The sequence below is a fragment of the Pleomorphomonas sp. T1.2MG-36 genome (assembly GCF_950100655.1).
Taxonomy (GTDB): Bacteria; Pseudomonadota; Alphaproteobacteria; order Rhizobiales; family Pleomorphomonadaceae; genus Pleomorphomonas.
This window is the reverse complement of sequence record NZ_CATNLY010000001.1, coordinates 1161134-1177475: the sequence shown is the minus strand read 5'-3', so window position 1 is coordinate 1177475 and position 16342 is coordinate 1161134. Positions and strand designations below refer to the sequence as shown.

The window sequence follows — 16342 nt, the reverse complement described above, 5'->3', positions numbered from 1 at the left end:
TTTCCGTCTTTCAGCGATAGAGGAGGGGACCCATGAAGATCGTGACCAGCCTGAGTTTCCAGGGACGATGCCGCGAGGCGTTCGAATTCTATGCCAAGGTGCTCGGCGGCAAGATCACCGCCGCCTTTCCCTATGGCGACGGCCCGCCCGACATGCCGATCACCGACGACAAGTACAAGACTTGGCTGATGCATTGCTGGCTGGAGGTCGGCGATCAGGCGCTGATGGGCGCCGACATGGATGTCCAGTGGGCCAAGAACATCGACAAGCCGAAGAACGGTTTCGATGTGGCTCTGCACACCCATGACAAGGCCGAGGGGCGGCGCTGGTTCGACGCGTTGTCCGAAGGGGGCGCGGTGGGAATGCCGTTCGAGGAAACCTTCTGGTCGCCGGGGTTCGGGTCGCTGATCGACAAGTTCGGCATACCCTGGATGATCAACGTCATTCCATCGGCCGACGGGGCGCCGCAACAGGGCTGATCTCACCGAAGCCGCCAGGAGAAGGTCGGGGGCAGGGCCATGAACCATTCCTACCGTTGGGTGATCGTCGCGACGGGTGGCCTCCTCGGCTGCGTCGCTGCCGGCGCCATGTTCTCGCTGCCCGTCTTCCTGCAGCCGATGGCGCAGGAGACCGGCTGGTCGGTCACCGGCATCTCCACGGCCATGACCATCGGCTTCCTCGCCATGGCGGTGGCCTCCATGGCGTGGGGCGGCCTGTCCGACCGCTTCGGGCCGCGGCCCGTCGTGCTCGCCGGTTCGCTGGTGCTGGCGCTCACCCTGGCGCTCGCCAGCCGGGCGACATCGCTCATCGAGTTCCAGCTCACCTTCGGGCTGCTGGTCGGGGCGGCCACCGCCGCCGTCTTCGCGCCGATGATGGCCTGCGTCACCGGTTGGTTCGACACCCAGCGCGGCCTTGCGGTGTCGCTCGTCTCGGCCGGCATGGGCATGGCGCCGCTCACCATGGCGCCATTCGCCGCCTGGCTCGTCACCGTCCACGACTGGCGCTCCGCCATGCTGATCATCGCCGGCATCGCCGCCGCGCTGATGATCCCCGCCTCGCTTCTGGTGCGCCGGCCGCCGGCGCTGGAGGGCGGCCACCCCGAGATGATGGGAAGCGAACCGCAGTCGGCCATGACGGTGCGCGAGGCGGTGCTGTCGCCGCAGTTCATCACGCTGATGCTGGCCAACTTCTTCTGCTGCGCCACCCACTCCGGCCCGATCTTCCACACGGTGAGCTATGCCGTCACCTGCGGCATCCCGATGATCGCCGCCGTGTCGATCTACAGCGTCGAGGGCTTCGCCGGCATGTTCGGCCGCATCGGCTTCGGCCTTGCCGGCGACCGGTTCGGCGCTCAGCGCATCCTCGTGCTCGGGTTGCTGGCCCAGGCCTTCGGCGTGCTGTCCTACAGCTTCGTCAACCAGCTCGGCGGCTTCTACGCGGTGGCCATGGTCGTCGGCTTCATCTACGCCGGTACCATGCCGCTCTACGCGGTGATCATCCGCGAGAACTTCCCGCTGAGGATGATGGGCACCATCATGGGCGGCACCGCCATGGCCGGCAGCCTCGGCATGTCCACCGGCCCGCTGGTCGGCGGCATGATCTACGACCGGTTCGACGGCTACGCGCTGATGTATGTCGCCTCCTGCGGCATGGGCGTCGTCGCCGCCCTGATCCTCCTGAGCTTCCGGCCGTTCCCGACACGGCAGCGGGGCGAACTGGCGCCGGCGTAGGGCCTCTCTCGAAGCGCGGCTCGCGAAGCCAAGCGGCCGCTGCTTCGTGAAGGATCAGAGATCCATATTAGCCTCGCGCCCCATTCTGCCCGAGGTGCCCGCCTGCGCGGGGATGACAGATTTATATAAAAGAAACATATAGATAGCCTGTCATCCCCGCGCAGGTCGCTTGAGTTCACGTGTGAATTCAAGGTGGACCTCAGGACGAGTAAGGCGAGCGATCGATATCGGGCACCCACCCCTGTCGAAATCGTCGTAGATGAAGCTCTGACGCGAAGGAGGCCGAGATGGCCAAACTGGTCTATGCCCTGAACCAGTCGCTCGACGGCTATGTCGACCACATGGCCTTCTCGCCCGACCCCACGGTGTTCCGCCATTTCACCGATGACGTGCGCGAGGTGTCCGGCAGCATCTACGGCCGCCGCATGTATGAGGTGATGCGCTACTGGGACGACGATCAGCCCGACTGGGACGCCGCCGAGCGCGACTACGCGGCGGCCTGGCGGCGTCAGCCGAAATGGGTGGTGTCGCGCTCGCTCGGGGAGGTCGGGCCCAATGCCACGCTCGTCAACGACGGCCTGGAGGCGACGGTCCGCGATCTCAAGGCCCGGCTCGACGGCGTGATCGAGGTCTCCGGTCCGGAGCTGGCGGCGAACCTCGCCGATCTCGGCCTCGTCGACGAGTACAGGATCTATCTGCACCCCGTCGCCATAGGTGGCGGCAAGCCGTTCTTCGCCCGCCCACGCGGGCCGCTCCGCCTCATTGCCACCGACCGCATCGGCGACGAGGTGATCAGGCTGACTTACGTTCCAGGATAGTCAGTGAAGGGCAAGACCCGCCCCCTTGCCTTGCCATCCGCCCAGACAGCCTCGCGACTGTCCGGGCGGATTCTTTTCACGCACTTGCCGGTTCGGAGAAGTCGGCGATCTTTCCCGCCGCAGCCTCGCTCTCGTCGACCAGGAAGCCGCCGGTCTGGCGGCTCCACAGGCCGGCGTAGAGGCCGCCACGGGCGACGAGCTCGGCGTGGCTGCCCATCTCGACGATGTGGCCGCCGTCCATCACCACCAGGCGATCCATGCGGGCGATGGTGGAGAGGCGGTGGGCGATTGCGATCACCGTCTTGCCTTCCATCAGCGCACCCAGGCTCTCCTGGATCGCCGCCTCGACGTCGGAATCGAGCGCCGAGGTCGCTTCGTCCAGAACCAAGATCGGCGCGTTCTTCAGGAGAACGCGGGCGATGGCGACGCGCTGGCGCTGGCCGCCCGAGAGCTTGACGCCGCGCTCGCCGACATGGGCGTCGAAGCCGCCGCGCCCCCGGTTGTCGACGAGGTCGGGAATGAAGCCGTCGGCATGCGCCATGCGGGCCGCCGCCTCCATCTCCTCGTCCGTCGCGTCCGGCCGGCCGTATTTGATGTTGTCGCGGATCGACCGGTGAAGCAGGGACGTGTCCTGCGTCACCACGCCGATCGCCGCACGCAGGGAGTTCTGCGTGACGGTGGCGATGTTCTGCCCATCGATGCGGATGGCGCCGCTCTCGATGTCGTAGAGACGCAGCAGAACGTTGACCAGCGTCGACTTGCCGGCGCCCGACGGGCCGACGAGGCCGATCTTCTCGCCCGGCGCGATCGTCAGGCTGATGCCGTCGAGCGCGCCCTTCGCCTTGCCATAGTGGAAGGCGACGCGGTCGAACTCGATGCCGCCGCCAGTGATGGCGAGCGGCTTGGCATCCTTGCGGTCGATCACCGTCTGCGGCTTCGAGATGGTGGTTATGCCGTCCTGAACGGTGCCGATGTTCTCGAAGATGCCGGTCAGCTCCCACATGATCCAGCCTGACATGTTGATGATGCGCACGACCAGGCCGCCGATCAGCGCGATGGCGCCGGTGGTGACCGCCCCCTGCATGAACAGCCAGACCGCGAGCGCGCCGGTGACGGTCATCAACAGACTGTTGATGGTCGTCAGCGACATGGTCATGCCGGTGATCAGCCGCTGCTGGGCGTAGAACACCGAGGTGTGGTCCTCCAGCGCCTCGCGGGCGAAGTCGTCCTCGCGCTCGGCGTGGGCGAACAGCTTCACCGTGTGGACGTTGGTGTAGCTGTCGACCACGCGGCCGGTGAGCAGCGAGCGCGCCTCCGACATCTCCTCCGACTTCCGGGCGATGCGCGGAATGAACCGCCGGAGCACGAGGAGGTAGGCGACGATCCAGATGACGAGCGGCACCGCGAGGCGCATGTCCGCCTCGGCGAACAGCACCAGCGCCGACACCGTGTAGATCAGCACGAACCACAGGGCGTCTGCCGCCTGCGTGGTGGATTCACGCAAGGACGGGCCGGTCTGGATGATCTTGTTGGCGACGCGGCCGGCGAAGTCGTTGTTGAAGAAGGCGATCGACTGGCGGAGCACGTAGCGGTGGTTCTGCCAGCGGATCAGGTTGGTGACGCCGGGCGCGATGGTCTGGTGGATCAGGAGATCGTGCAGGGTCTGGAACACCGGCCGGGCGATCAGGATCACCGCGCCCATGCCGACGAACTCCCAGCCGTGGCGAGACATCACCTCGGCGGGCGGGGTGTTGCTGAGATAGTCGACGATGGCGCCGATGTAGCGGAAGATCGAGACCTCGATCAGCGCGACGAAGAAGCCCACCACCATGACGGCGGCGAAGCTCGGCCAGACCTGCCGGAGATAGTGCCAATAGAAGGGAATGAGGCGGTCGGGCGGCTGACCACCCGGCCCCTTGGCATAGGGGTCGATAAGGCGTTCAAAAAAGGCAAACATGACAGCACCGAATGAAGGCGGTGAACCGACGACCCGTAGGTCGCGGCAGGAATGCTAGAGGTGAAATGTGGGGCGAATGGGTCCGCGACGGCGCACGCGATGCGGGCGCGGTCGGAAACTGGCCACGGGCATTCGAGCCGTACAAACGGCCCGACCGGGTCAAGCTATGAGCAGAGAACCACCATTCGACGCTCCTCCTTGTGACTGGAGCCGGCGCACGGTAGCAGAAGGCGTTTTCAGTGCAACCGTTCGGATGCCGACGCACTAAGACGATTCAATCAGGGTGGCGGAAATGCCACTCTCCATCACATTAATCGATCGAAATCCATCGGAATCATTGATGATCGACCTTGCCCTCTACCAGCCCGACATCGCCCAGAACACCGGAACGCTGATCCGGCTCGCCGCCTGCCTCGGCACGACGCTGCATGTGATCGGCCCGGCCGGCTTCGACCTGTCCGACCGCGCCCTCAAGCGGGCCGGCATGGACTATATCGAGATGGCGACGGTGGTCCGGCATGTCGGTTGGGCGGATTTCGAGGCCTTTGCGACGGCGGCGGGGCGGCGGCTGGTGCTGGCGACCACCAGGGGCTCGGTTCCCTATGCCGACTTCGTCTTCGAGGATGGCGACATCGTGCTGATGGGGCGGGAGTCGGCGGGCGTTCCGGAGGCGGTGCACGACCGTGCCGAGGGGCGGATCGTCATCCCGATGCGGCCGGGGCTGCGGTCGATCAACGTGGCGCTGTCGGCGGCGATGATCATGGGCGAGGCGCTGCGGCAGACCGGCGGCTTTACGACCGTTCAGGCGCCGTGATCGCCGGCATCATCGAAATGCGTTGGACGGCGGCGGGGCTTTGCCCGATCCTCCGCGCATCGGGTTTCGGAGAGACGACATGAAGCTGCTCATCGCCAACAAAGGGTATTCGTCCTGGTCGCAACGGGCCTGGCTGGTTCTCAGGCATTTCGGCATTCCCTTCGAGGAGGTGGTGCAGCCGCTCTATGTCGACGGCTGGAAGGAGGCCATCCTGAAGCTGTCGCCGACGGGCAAGGTGCCCTGCCTCGTGGACGGTGACCTCACGGTGTGGGAAAGCCTCGCCATCATCGAGTATCTGGCCGAGAGGTTTCCGGATCGGGGCATCTGGCCGGCCGACGTGGCGGCGCGGGCGCATGCGCGCTCGGCGGCGGCGGAGATGCATGCCGGCTTCCAGAATTTGAGGCGCGACTATACCGCCAACTGGCGGCGGACCTATGCCTGGAAGGTGAGGGGCGACGGTTCGGCGCTGGACGACGCCAAGCGCATCTTCGCCCTCTGGAAGGAGGCGCGGCAGCGTTTCGGCCAGGGCGGGCCGTTCCTCTACGGTGCGTTCTCGGCGGCGGATGCCATGTATGCGCCGGTGGTCGGCCGCTTCACGACCTATTCCTGGCCGGTGGACGCGGAGACCGGGGCCTACATGGAGGCGATACGGACGCTGCCCGCCTATGCCGAGTGGGTCGAGGCGGGGCGGGCCGAGCCTTGGACCATCGCCCAGTACGAACACGACGAATAGCGGTCCGGGCCGGGCTGGAACCCCATAGGGGCATGTTGCGTTTAGGCTATATGCCCCTCAGCCAGGAGACCCGAACATGATCAAGATCATCACCGCTACCGCTCTTTCGGCCGTCATGGCGATCACGTCCGTCATTCCCGCCGGGGCAGCGTCCATCTCCGTCGGTGGCTATTCGTCGCAGGTCGAGACGGTCCAGTATCGAGACCGACGGCACTGGGATCGCGACCGTGCCGGTTACTGGAACGGCCATCGCGGTTATCGCCATCAACGCCCGGGATATCGCCGCCATAACGACGGCTGGTGGTACCCGCTGGCCGCCTTCGGCCTCGGCGCGGCAATCATCGGCGGCATGGCCGCCCAGCAGGCGCCGCGCCCGCGGGTAGGTGTTGCGATGCCGGTCAGCCACGTGCGCTGGTGTCAGGGGCGCTACCGCTCCTATGACGCCTACACCAACACCTTCCAGCCCTACAACGGGCCGCGACAGGTCTGCGTTTCGCCCTATTATCGCTGACGTAAACGCTGGGCGAGACGACGGCAAATGCCTTCGTCTCGCCTCGGCGCTTGGCAAGAACGGGTGAAAGCGCCTAAATCACGCTCCGTCAAAACCCGGAGTGATCGTTCATGCCGACCAGCGCCGCCTCTCTCGCCTCGACCGCGCTGCCGCCCGACATCGAGGGCAAGAAGGCTCTCGCCACCGACTGGTTCGCCGACCTTCGCGACCGGATCTGCGCCGTTTTCGAGGAGATCGAAGACGAGGGCGCGCCTGCCGCCGGCATGGAGCCGGGGCGTTTCGTGCGGACGCCGTGGCAGCGCACCGACCATAGCGGCGCGCCCGGCGGCGGCGGGGCGATGAGCATGATGCGCGGCGCCGTGTTCGAGAAGGTGGGCGTCCACGTCTCGACGGTGCACGGTGAGTTCGCGCCGGAATTCCGGGCGCAGATGCCAGGCGCCGCAGAGGATCCGCGCTTCTGGGCGAGCGGCATCTCGCTGATCGCCCACATGCAGAACCCGCATGTGCCGGCCGTTCACATGAACACCCGCATGGTGGTGACCACCCGCCAGTGGTTCGGCGGCGGCGCCGACCTGACGCCGGTGCTCGACGCCCGCCGCAGCCAGGAAGACCCCGACACCATCGCCTTCCACGCGGCGATGAAGGCGGCCTGCGCCGCCCATCCCCACATCGACCATGCCGACTACAAAGCCTGGTGCGACGAGTATTTCTATCTGAAGCATCGCGGCGAGGCGCGCGGCGTCGGCGGCATCTTCTACGACTACCTGCATTCCGACGCCGGCTGGGCTGCCGACTTCGCCTTCACGCGCGATCTCGGCCTCGCCTTCCTCGACATTTTTCCCCGCCTCGTCCGCGCCAACATGCGCACGCCCTGGACGGCGACCGAGCGCGAGGAACAGCTGGTGCGGCGCGGACGTTACGTGGAGTTCAACCTGCTTTACGACCGCGGCACGGTGTTCGGCCTGAAGACCGGCGGCAACGTCGACAGCATTCTGTCGTCGATGCCGCCGCTCGCCAAGTGGCCCTGATGTCTCACCACGGCGTCTCTCCGGCGGGTTCGACGAACCGGCCGGACACCGCCCCTTCACCGAGCAGCGCATATTCGACCGGCAATCTCGCCCCTTCCTCGGGTGTCATGAAGCCGGTGTGGCCGGTAAGGTCGGTCTTCACGTAGCCGGGGCTCACCGCGTTGACGACGATGGGCGTGTCGCGCAGTTCCGCGGCGAGCTGGACGGTGAGCATGTTGAGCGCCGCCTTGGATGCGTTGTAGCCGATGAGGCGCGCGGAGTAGTAGGGCGAGGTCGGGTCGCCATTGACCGCGAGCGAGCCGAGCGAACTCGACAGGTTGACGATCCGCCCCGCCGCCGACAGGCGCAGGAGCGGCAGCATCGCCTGCGTCACCGCCAGGGTGCCGACGAAGTTGGTCTCCATGATCCGCCGTGCCGCCTCGGGCGAAGCCGACGTCGGCGGGCCGTCTTCGGCGTCGATGATGCCGGCGTTGTTGATGAGGATGTCGAGGCGGCCGTGGCGCTCCCGGATTGTCTCGGCGGCCGCCGTGATGCTGTCGCCGTCGTTGAGGTCGATCCGGACGGCCTCGACCGTCAGGCCCTGGGCGGCGAGGGTCTCGGCCGCTATCTGTCCCCGTTCGGGATCGCGGGCGCCGATGATGACGGTGACGCCGGCCTCGGCGAGCTGGCGGGCGATTTCCAGCCCGATGCCCTTGTTGGCGCCGGTGACGAGGGCAAGGCGCGTTTGGCTCATGGTTGCATCCTTCATGTCTCGTGGTCTGCTACTGTCGAGAATATGAAGGATCGTTCAGTTTGAGGATTCGCTTTTGCCGACCAGCCCGCCACCGCATCTGTCGCCCCGGAAAAGGCCGCGCCAGGCCCGCGCGGCGGTGACGCTCGACGCCATCTTCGAGGCGACCATTCAGGTTTTGGTCAGCGACGGACCGCGCCGCCTGACAACGACACGGGTGGCCGAGCGGGCCGGCGTTTCGGTCGGCACCATGTACCAATATTTTCCGCACAAGCAGGCGCTGTTCTATGCGCTCAACGAGCGCTATCTCGATATCGTCGCCGACAAGGTGGAGGCCACCTGCCGGGCACAGCAGGGCGCCGAGGTGGCGGCCATGGTCGAGGCGCTGGTGACGACCTATTGGCGGGCCAAGACGGAGCGGGCCGAGGTGACCCGTGCGCTCTACCGCTCGGTGGCCGAACTCGACAACGAACCGCTGATCGAGGCCTTCGCCCGACGCGTCGATACCGCGACGGCCGCCATGTTCGCCAGCGCCTCCGACGCCGCCTTCGACGATCTGCACGGCGTGGTGCTGACGCTGCTCACCAGCATCTTCGGCACGGTCCGTAGCGTCTTCGAGCGCAATCTGCCGATCGAGGCGGCCGATGCCGTGCTGCGTCAACTGGTGCTGATGTGCTGCGCCTATGTCAGCACGGTTCGGATCTGTACAAGGTGATCGATGTGTAACGATTCATAAAATCGGTTCATACTTGTTTATGCGTGTTGTTGTTCTCGTTTATGCACGTTATAACGGCGCATGATCGAAGAACTGCCGCTTGCCCGTCGTGATCTGATCGCCGACCGCCTCGCCGAGGGGCAGTCGGTGGCGTCCGTTCAGTTGGCCGCCGAGTTCGGCGTTTCCGAAGATGCCATCCGCCGCGACCTCCGGGCGCTGGCCGCCGACGGGCTTTGTCGCCGCGTCTATGGCGGCGCGCTGCCGCTGGCGACGAGGCCGCTGTCGGCGCGGCTTGGCGAAGGGGTGGAGGCCAAGCGGGCGTTGGCCGCGCGGGCGGCTCCGCTGGTCGGGCGGGGGCAACTGATCTTTCTCGACGCCGGTAGCACCCATGTGGCGCTGGTCGACGCCCTGCCGGAAGACTTCGGGCTGACGGTGGCCACCAACTCGGTGGATGTCGCCGCCGCCGTGATGGGGCGGCAAGACCTCGACCTCCTGATGATCGGCGGGGCGGTGGATGCCACCATCGGCGGGGCGGTCGACGCCGTCGCCGTCGAGGCGGTGACGCGCCTTGCCATTGAGCTCGCCTTCATCGGCGTCTGCAGCGTCTCGGCCGAGGATGGTGTCGGCGCGCTCAACCATGCCGACGCCATTTTCAAGCGCGCGGTGATGGCGACGAGCCGCCGCCGCGTCGCGCTGGTCACCTCGGATAAGTTCGCGGCGCATGCACCTTATCGCATCGCCCCGGCTCGCGCCTTTTCGCAGTTCGTCGTCGAGCGGGACGCCCCGGAGGCGCTCGTCGCCGACCTCAGGGAGGCCGGGACCGATGTTCTCCTGGCCGGCGATCCCCCATGACCATCACCATTTCATGCAGCCGCCTGATCCGGAAAGGCCCGCAGCCTTTCGGGCGGATGCCCTGGGAGCCAACATGATATCTGCTGATCGGCCGGCCACCCGGCTCGCAACGCGCCTCGCCTTCCTCGTGGCCGGTTTCGGCGTGGCCTGCTGGGCACCGCTCATTCCCTATGCCAAGGCGCGGCTTGCCGTCGACGACGGCGTGCTCGGCGTGCTGCTGCTGTGCCTGGGCATCGGCTCGGTGGTCGCCATGCTGATGACCGGCGTGCTCAGCGCCCGGTTCGGCTGCAAGCCGATCATCATCGGCGGCGCCATCGGCATGGCCGTGTTCCTGCCGCTGCTGGCCGTGGTGTCGACGCCGCTGACGCTCGGTGTGGCGCTGTTCCTGTTCGGCGGGTCGCTCGGCTCGCTCGACGTGGCCATGAACATTCATGCGGTCGAAGTGGAGAAGGCCTCGGATCGTCCGCTGATGTCCGGCTTCCACGGTCTTTTCAGCGTCGGCGGCTTCATCGGTTCGGTGTTCGCCATCTTCCTGCTGTCGGTGCAGCTCGGCCCGCTGCCGACCATGCTGGTGGCGTCCGCTTTGATGTTGCTGGCCGTGGTGATCATCGCGCCGCGCCTGCTCACCACCACGGCGGCCGAGGGCGGCCCGCTGTTCGCCTTGCCGCGTGGCTTCGTGCTGCTGCTCGCGGTGCTGACGGCGATCGTCTTCCTGGCCGAGGGGGCGGTGCTCGACTGGGGCGCCCTCTATCTCACTGGTGCCGGGCTGGTCGGCGCCGAGCATGGCGGCATGGGCTACATGGTGTTCTCCATCGCCATGACGGTGATGCGGCTTCTCGGCGACGCCGTGGTCGGCCGGGTCGGCGACCGCGCGACGCTGTTCTGGGGCAGCGTGATCGGCATTGTCGGCTTCGCGGTGGTGTTGCTGGCGCCCTTCGTCGCCGTCGCCATGGCCGGCTTCCTGCTGGTGGGCGTCGGGCTGGCCAACGTCGTGCCGATCCTGTTCCGCAAGGCCGGCAGCCAGAAGGTCATGCCGTCCGGTCTTGCCGTGACCGCCGTCACCACCGCCGGTTATGCCGGCGTGCTGCTGGGGCCGGCCGGCATCGGCTTCGTCGCCAAGCTGACCAGCCTTCCCGCCTCGCTGTGGATGCTGACGGCCCTGATGCTGCTTGTCACCCTGACTGCCGGCCGCGTGGCCGGATCGAAGCACTGAAAGGATGACCATGCGTCTTGCTCATGTCGCCCTGTGGACCTCCAACCTCGACGCGGCCGCCGCCTTCTGGGCGCGCTATTTTGACGTCGAGATCGGTGGCGTCTACGAAAGCCGCAATCGGCCGGGCTTCCGGTCGCGTTTCGCACGGTTGCCGGATGGCGGTTCCATCGAACTGATGACCGGGCCGTGGGTCGAGCCGGCGGCAGAGGCCGAGCGTGCCGGCTGGGACCATGTCGCCATCTCGCTGGGCAGCGCGGCGGCCGTCGATGCGCTGGCCGCCCGCTGCAAGGCGGATCGATGCCTCGTATCGGGGCCACGCTGGACGGGCGATGGCTTCTATGAAGCCGTGATCGCTGCGCCGGACGGCACGCGCATAGAAATCACCGGCTAGGCATCGTTCGGCCGGAGCGAAGCGACGATCGAAAGACGATGCCTCCCTAAAAGCTCCGGGAGCGCCGATCCGGCTCAGTCGGATCGAGCCGCGTTCCAGAAGGAGCGCCTTTACTGCAAGCCTTTGCACTCAATAGTTTTTACAGCCCTGACCATAGGTGCAAAGCGACACAGTGCCGAATGAGCTCATTTTGACGGAGGTGAACCCGTCTGAACTGGAAATGCTCCCGCCGGTCAGGAGACCGTGAATACATATTGCGGCGCCAATGATGAGGGCGGATTTTACCATGCTGCTCATGTCGTCCTCGTCCGATTTTCTCAGGTCTAGACCGGGGCCCAGACGACGTCCTCGATGGAGCGGGCGCCGCTGGCCAGCACCACCAGCCGCTCGAAGCCGAGCGCGATGCCGGATGCCTCGGGCATGTGGGCGAGGGCGGCGAGAAAGTCCTCGTCGAGCGGGTAGCGCTCGCCGTAGATGCGCGCCTTGATGTCCATCTCTTCCTCGAACCGTCGGCGCTGCTCGGCCGGGTCGGTCAGTTCGCCGAAGGCGTTGGCAAGCTCGACGCCGCAGGCATAGAGCTCGAACCGTTCGGCAAGGCGCGGATCGCGGGCAACGGGGCGGGAGAGGGCGGCCTCGCAGACCGGATACTCGTAGAAGATGGTCGGCCTTCCCATGCCGAGGTTCGGCTCGATGCTCTCGACGAGAATGCGCGAGTAGATGTCGGTCCAGCTGTCGTCGGCGACGACGCGGTAGCCGCGCCCTTCCGCCTGCGTGGCAAGATGGTCGCGGTCGGGGGCGCCGGGATCGTCAGTCAGGGACGCCAGCAGGTCGATGCCGGCGTAGCGGGAGAAGGCTTCGGCGACGGTGAGCTTTTCGGGCTCGGCGAAGGGATCGGCGGTGCGGCCGCGCCAGACGAAGCTTTCGCGTTGGGTTGTCGTTGCGGCAAGTCGCAACAGCGCCACGGCATCGTCCATCAGCTGCTCGTAGGGCTCGTTCGCCCTGTACCATTCGAGCAGTGTGAACTCGGACGAATGCAGCGCGCCCTTCTCGCGATTGCGGAAGACGCGGGCGAAATCGAAGATATGCGTTTCGCCGGCGGCGAGCAGCTTCTTGGCCGTGAACTCGGGCGAGGTATGGAGATAGCGCGGCGCCATGACACCGTCGGGGGCGATCTTCTCGGTGGCGAAGGCGTGGAGGTGCGCCTCGTTGCCGGGCGAGACCTGCAAGGCCGGGCATTCGACCTCGGTGAAGCCGGCGTCTTCGAACCAGGTCCGGATGGCGCGCTTGATCTTGCCGCGCGCGGCAAGGAAGGGACGGCGCGCAAGGTGCCGTTCGACCGACCACCACGGCGATTCTCCGGCCGCTTCGTACATTCCGCCTCTTCCTTTTCCGCTTCAAAAATGTCAGGAGAGACGCGAAGCACGCCCGGAGCCGCCGTTCCGAGGCCACGCCACCCTTTTGTCAGGATATCCGATACGTCATGGTCAAGGTCATCGCTAGCCAAATCCGCAAGGGCAACGTCGTCGAGCTGGATGACAAGCTCCACGTTGTCCTGCTGGCCGAGAGTTTCCATCCGGGCAAGGGGACGCCCACGACCCAGATCGACATGCGCCGCATCAACGATGGCGTGAAGGTGTCGGTGCGCTACAAGACCACCGAAATGGTCGAGAAGGCGATGATCGACGAACGTCCCTACACCTTCCTCTATGAGGAAGAGCATGGCTTTGCCTTCATGCAGATGGAAAGCTACGAGCAGATCTCCGTTCCGAAGGAAGTGGTCGGCGATCGCGCGCCCTTCCTGGCCGAGAACATGGAATGCCATATCGGCGTCTATAACGACATTCCGGTGTCGATCGAGCTGCCGGCGCGCATGACGCTGGAAGTCGTCGAGACCGAGCCGGCGGTGAAGGGCCAGACGGCCGCTTCCTCTTACAAGCCGGCCATCCTGTCGAACGGCGTGCGGACCATGGTGCCGCCCTTCGTCTCCGTCGGCACCCGCATCGTGGTGATGACCGAAGACGCCTCCTACGTCGAACGCGCCAAGGATTGATCGGTTTCAACCGGTGAAAGTTTCGCCGTTTTGCCCATGTGACACCCGGAAGCTAGTCTTCCGGGTGTTTTTCTTTGTGTTGATGGAACCGAAAGCACGTCTCGCGCGTCTCTGGAACAGGCCGTCCGGCCACGATCCAACAGGAAAGAATTCCCCATGTCCGTGAAGTCCATCCTCAGCATCGGTGTCGTCGCCCTTTCGGTGGTCGCTTTCGGCGGCTGCGCCAATACGATCCGTGGAGCAGGCCAGGACACGGCCAACGCCGTCAATGCCACCCAGTCCGCCGGCAACAACATCGGCAACGCCGCCGCGCGCTGATCTTCGGTCGGTTCGTCCCGGCATGGGATGACATGGGCGAACGGGGCCGTTTCAGCCTCCACGCCACCTTTTCAAGGCTCCACCGGTCCGCAAGGACGGCGGGGCCTTTTTCGTTTGACCAAAGGCTCCTTCGCCGGGCTCCGGCAACTTCCGTCGATCGTGCTCCCGGCCGGTCGGTGCGCCTGCCCCGACACAATGATCGGACAGGTCGATTGCCCCCGGATATCCGCCATGGTTCGGGGCGCTGCGGCCGGTTCGCCGGCCGATGAACCACTTGTTAAGCCTAACGCCTCATAAATGTGGAGAGCTGCTCCCAAGCAGTGCGTGCCGCTTGGCTTTCGTTGACGCCCCATATGATCCCATGCTATCCCAAATCATCCCGGCAAGCAGGTGATCCAAGTCCGATGTCTCCCTCGATTCGAGAGTCGGACGGGCAATCGAAGCTGGGGGCTGCCGAGGCGGAGGCTTGCAAAATGCAACGACCGTCATGGCCGTCGGTCGTGTCCGCGTCACGCGAGCCGCCAGGTCGGATTGCTCCGCAAGGAGCGGTGTTCCGGCCCCAAGAACAGGATGTCAGGCACCGCTCGCGGCGGGCTGCGGGGATCGATGAACGGCTTCGTATCGCGCGTCACCAACAGGATCGACCGGAAGGGGCGGGTATCCATCCCTGCGCCGTTCCGTCAGGTTCTGGCGCGCGACGGCTTCGAGGGACTCTACTGCTATCCGTCGATCGACATGGAGGCGGTGGACTGCGGCGGCAACCTGCTACTGGCCGAGATCGAACGCAATCTTGCCCGCTACGCGCCCTTTTCCGAGGATCACGACCTCCTGTCGACGGCCTTCTACGGCTCGTCGGACCGGTTGACCATCGACAGCGAGGGGCGCATCGGCCTGACGCCGGCGCTCCTGGAGATCACCGGCATCACCAACGAGGTGACCTTCGTCGGCCAGGGCTACAAGTTTCAGATCTGGGAGCCTTCCCGCTTCGCCGCCTACGAATTGACGGCGCGCGAACGGGCGAGGGCGCTTCGGCGTTCGTCGAGGCCCGCCCCGCAGCCGGAGGGCGGCGCATGACCGTGCTTGTCGATGCCGGCGCCGCGCCGCACGTTCCCGTTCTTCTTGCCGAAGTGCTTGCCGCGCTGTCGCCGCTCGAGGGCGCGGTGGTGGTCGACGGTACCTTCGGCGCCGGTGGCTACAGCCGCGCCATTCTGGCCGGCGGCGCCGGCCGGGTCATCGCCATCGACCGCGATCCCACGGCCATCGAGGCGGGCGCCGACACGGTCGCCGCCAGCGCGGGCCGCCTGACGCTGGTGCCGGGCACCTTCTCCGAACTCGACAGGCTGGCCGAAGAGGCCGGCGAAGCGTCGGTCGACGCCGTGGTGCTCGACATCGGCGTGTCCTCCATGCAGCTCGACCGGGCCGAGCGCGGCTTCTCTTTCCGTGCCGACGGCCCGCTCGACATGCGCATGAGCCTTTCCGGCCCGACGGCGGCCGACGTGGTCAACACGCTCGACGTCAAGGAACTCGCCCGCCTGTTCTGGATCTACGGCGAGGAAAAGCAGTCGATGCGCATCGCTCGGGCGATCGTGGCGCGGCGCGACGGCCAGCCGTTCAGCCGGACGGCCGAACTGGTCTCGACCATCGAGAGCGTTCTGGGCGGCAAGCGCTTCGGCGAGATGCACCCGGCGACGCGCGCCTTCCAGGCGCTTCGCATCCACGTCAATGGCGAGCTCGATCAGTTGTCCGACGCCCTGGCGGCCGCCGAGCGCGCGCTGAAGCCGGGCGGCCGGCTCGTCGTCGTCACCTTCCATTCGCTTGAGGACCGCATCGTCAAGCGCTTCCTCGCCGACCGTTCGCGCGAGCGGGCCGGCGGATCGCGCCACCGGCCGGAGGCGACCGTGCCGCCCGCCACCTTCCGCGTCGAGGGCCGCCAGCCGGTGGAAGCCGGCGAGGCTGAACTTTCGACGAATCCGCGCGCCCGTTCGGCCAAGCTCAGGGTCGGCATCCGCACCGATGCGCCGGGGCGGCCGATCGATCGCGCCGCGCTTGGCGTGCCCAGCCTTACGAGGGATCGGCCATGACCCGCTATATCAACGCCCTCCTGGTGTTCCTGATGGTGCTGTCGGCGGCCGCCGTCTACGACATGAAGTACGAGGCGGAGATCGCCGCCGAGAACATCAAGCAGAAGCAGGCGGAGATCACCCAGGCGCGCGAGGACATTTCGCTGCTGAAGGCGGAGTGGGCCTTGCTCACCCGCCCGGCCCGCATGCGCGACCTTCTCGAACGGCATCAGGACATCCTGAACCTGACGCCGCTGTCGTCCAACCATATCGGCACGCTTGCCGACATTCCCGAGAAGCCGGTGGTGCCGCCGGTCGACGCGCCGGTCGAGCGCTCGGCCGACGGTTCGGCGGTGCTGCCGCAAATTCAAGATGACATGAGACGGGTACAATGAACTTCCGGTTTGGTCCGTTCAGAAAGT

The 16342-nt window shown here is 66.3% G+C and carries 19 protein-coding genes; 16 read left to right on the top strand and 3 right to left on the bottom strand.

From position 1 onward, the window contains the following. Positions 1–32 precede the first annotated feature (32 nt). The 3 genes from QQZ18_RS05505 (at position 33) to QQZ18_RS05495 (ending at position 2548) form a co-directional block, all read left to right on the top strand. Entirely contained in the window at positions 33–479 is a 447-nt protein-coding gene (locus tag QQZ18_RS05505) for a VOC family protein (protein WP_284538676.1), read from the top strand. A 39-nt stretch (positions 480–518) separates the two neighbouring features. Continuing rightward, positions 519–1730 (top strand): MFS transporter, encoded by a 1212-nt coding sequence (locus QQZ18_RS05500; RefSeq protein WP_284538673.1) that lies wholly within the window; start codon positions 519–521, stop codon positions 1728–1730. Between the two features lie 287 nt (positions 1731–2017). Then, entirely contained in the window at positions 2018–2548 is a 531-nt protein-coding gene (locus QQZ18_RS05495; protein ID WP_284538671.1) for a dihydrofolate reductase family protein, read from the top strand. 76 nt (positions 2549–2624) lie between these two features. On the opposite strand, the gene QQZ18_RS05490 is transcribed toward QQZ18_RS05495, so the two are convergent. Next, entirely contained in the window at positions 2625–4505 is a 1881-nt protein-coding gene (locus QQZ18_RS05490) for an ABC transporter ATP-binding protein (protein WP_284538669.1), read from the bottom strand. Positions 4506–4845: 340 nt separating this feature from the next. Between QQZ18_RS05490 and QQZ18_RS05485 the strand changes: the two genes are divergently transcribed. From QQZ18_RS05485 to hemF, 4 genes are all read left to right on the top strand, one after another. Further along, complete coding sequence (locus QQZ18_RS05485; RefSeq protein ID WP_284538667.1) at positions 4846–5319, top strand: tRNA (cytidine(34)-2'-O)-methyltransferase; 474 nt, start codon at positions 4846–4848, stop codon at positions 5317–5319. A gap of 79 nt (positions 5320–5398) precedes the next feature. After that, positions 5399–6052 (top strand): glutathione S-transferase family protein, encoded by a 654-nt coding sequence (locus QQZ18_RS05480; protein WP_284538665.1) that lies wholly within the window; start codon positions 5399–5401, stop codon positions 6050–6052. Between the two features lie 76 nt (positions 6053–6128). Beyond that, positions 6129–6563, top strand: a complete 435-nt coding sequence (locus QQZ18_RS05475) for a BA14K family protein (protein WP_284538663.1) — start codon at positions 6129–6131, stop codon at positions 6561–6563. Positions 6564–6673: 110 nt separating this feature from the next. Next, the gene (gene hemF, locus QQZ18_RS05470; protein ID WP_284538661.1) at positions 6674–7591 is read left to right on the top strand and encodes an oxygen-dependent coproporphyrinogen oxidase; all 918 of its coding nucleotides are present in this window, start codon (positions 6674–6676) and stop codon (positions 7589–7591) included. A 4-nt stretch (positions 7592–7595) separates the two neighbouring features. On the opposite strand, the gene QQZ18_RS05465 is transcribed toward hemF, so the two are convergent. Beyond that, entirely contained in the window at positions 7596–8324 is a 729-nt protein-coding gene (locus QQZ18_RS05465; protein ID WP_284538659.1) for an SDR family oxidoreductase, read from the bottom strand. Between the two features lie 73 nt (positions 8325–8397). Here QQZ18_RS05465 and QQZ18_RS05460 point away from each other — a divergent pair, with 73 nt between their 5' ends. The 4 genes from QQZ18_RS05460 to QQZ18_RS05445 all read left to right on the top strand — a co-directional run bounded on the left by QQZ18_RS05460 (position 8398) and on the right by QQZ18_RS05445 (position 11492). Next, a complete protein-coding gene (locus QQZ18_RS05460; protein ID WP_284538656.1) occupies positions 8398–9036 on the top strand; it encodes a TetR/AcrR family transcriptional regulator in 639 nt (212 codons plus the stop codon). Positions 9037–9117: 81 nt separating this feature from the next. Then, on the top strand, positions 9118–9888 hold the full coding sequence (locus tag QQZ18_RS05455) for a DeoR/GlpR family DNA-binding transcription regulator (protein ID WP_284538654.1): 771 nt from the start codon (positions 9118–9120) through the stop codon (positions 9886–9888). Positions 9889–9961: 73 nt separating this feature from the next. Beyond that, the gene (locus QQZ18_RS05450; protein ID WP_284538652.1) at positions 9962–11101 is read left to right on the top strand and encodes an MFS transporter; all 1140 of its coding nucleotides are present in this window, start codon (positions 9962–9964) and stop codon (positions 11099–11101) included. Between the two features lie 4 nt (positions 11102–11105). After that, on the top strand, positions 11106–11492 hold the full coding sequence (locus tag QQZ18_RS05445; RefSeq protein WP_284538650.1) for a VOC family protein: 387 nt from the start codon (positions 11106–11108) through the stop codon (positions 11490–11492). Between the two features lie 323 nt (positions 11493–11815). On the opposite strand, the gene epmA is transcribed toward QQZ18_RS05445, so the two are convergent. Then, on the bottom strand, positions 11816–12865 hold the full coding sequence (gene epmA / locus QQZ18_RS05440) for an EF-P lysine aminoacylase EpmA (RefSeq protein WP_284538649.1): 1050 nt from the start codon (positions 12863–12865) through the stop codon (positions 11816–11818). 107 nt (positions 12866–12972) lie between these two features. Here epmA and efp point away from each other — a divergent pair, with 107 nt between their 5' ends. The 5 genes from efp (at position 12973) to ftsL (ending at position 16315) form a co-directional block, all read left to right on the top strand. Next, positions 12973–13542 (top strand): elongation factor P, encoded by a 570-nt coding sequence (gene efp, locus QQZ18_RS05435; RefSeq protein ID WP_284538647.1) that lies wholly within the window; start codon positions 12973–12975, stop codon positions 13540–13542. A 156-nt stretch (positions 13543–13698) separates the two neighbouring features. Then, positions 13699–13860, top strand: coding sequence for an entericidin domain-containing protein (locus QQZ18_RS05430; protein WP_284538645.1), 162 nt, complete (start codon positions 13699–13701; stop codon positions 13858–13860). Positions 13861–14466: 606 nt separating this feature from the next. After that, entirely contained in the window at positions 14467–14934 is a 468-nt protein-coding gene (gene mraZ / locus QQZ18_RS05425; RefSeq protein WP_284538892.1) for a division/cell wall cluster transcriptional repressor MraZ, read from the top strand. After that, positions 14931–15941 carry a 16S rRNA (cytosine(1402)-N(4))-methyltransferase RsmH gene (gene rsmH, locus QQZ18_RS05420; RefSeq protein WP_284538643.1) on the top strand — a complete coding sequence of 337 codons (1011 nt, stop codon included), beginning with the start codon at positions 14931–14933 and terminating at the stop codon, positions 15939–15941. The genes mraZ and rsmH overlap by 4 nt, the downstream gene beginning before the upstream one ends. Further along, positions 15938–16315: a cell division protein FtsL gene (ftsL, locus tag QQZ18_RS05415; RefSeq protein ID WP_284538641.1), complete on the top strand. Its 378-nt coding sequence runs from the start codon at positions 15938–15940 to the stop codon at positions 16313–16315. The genes rsmH and ftsL overlap by 4 nt, the downstream gene beginning before the upstream one ends. Positions 16316–16342: the final 27 nt, after the last annotated feature.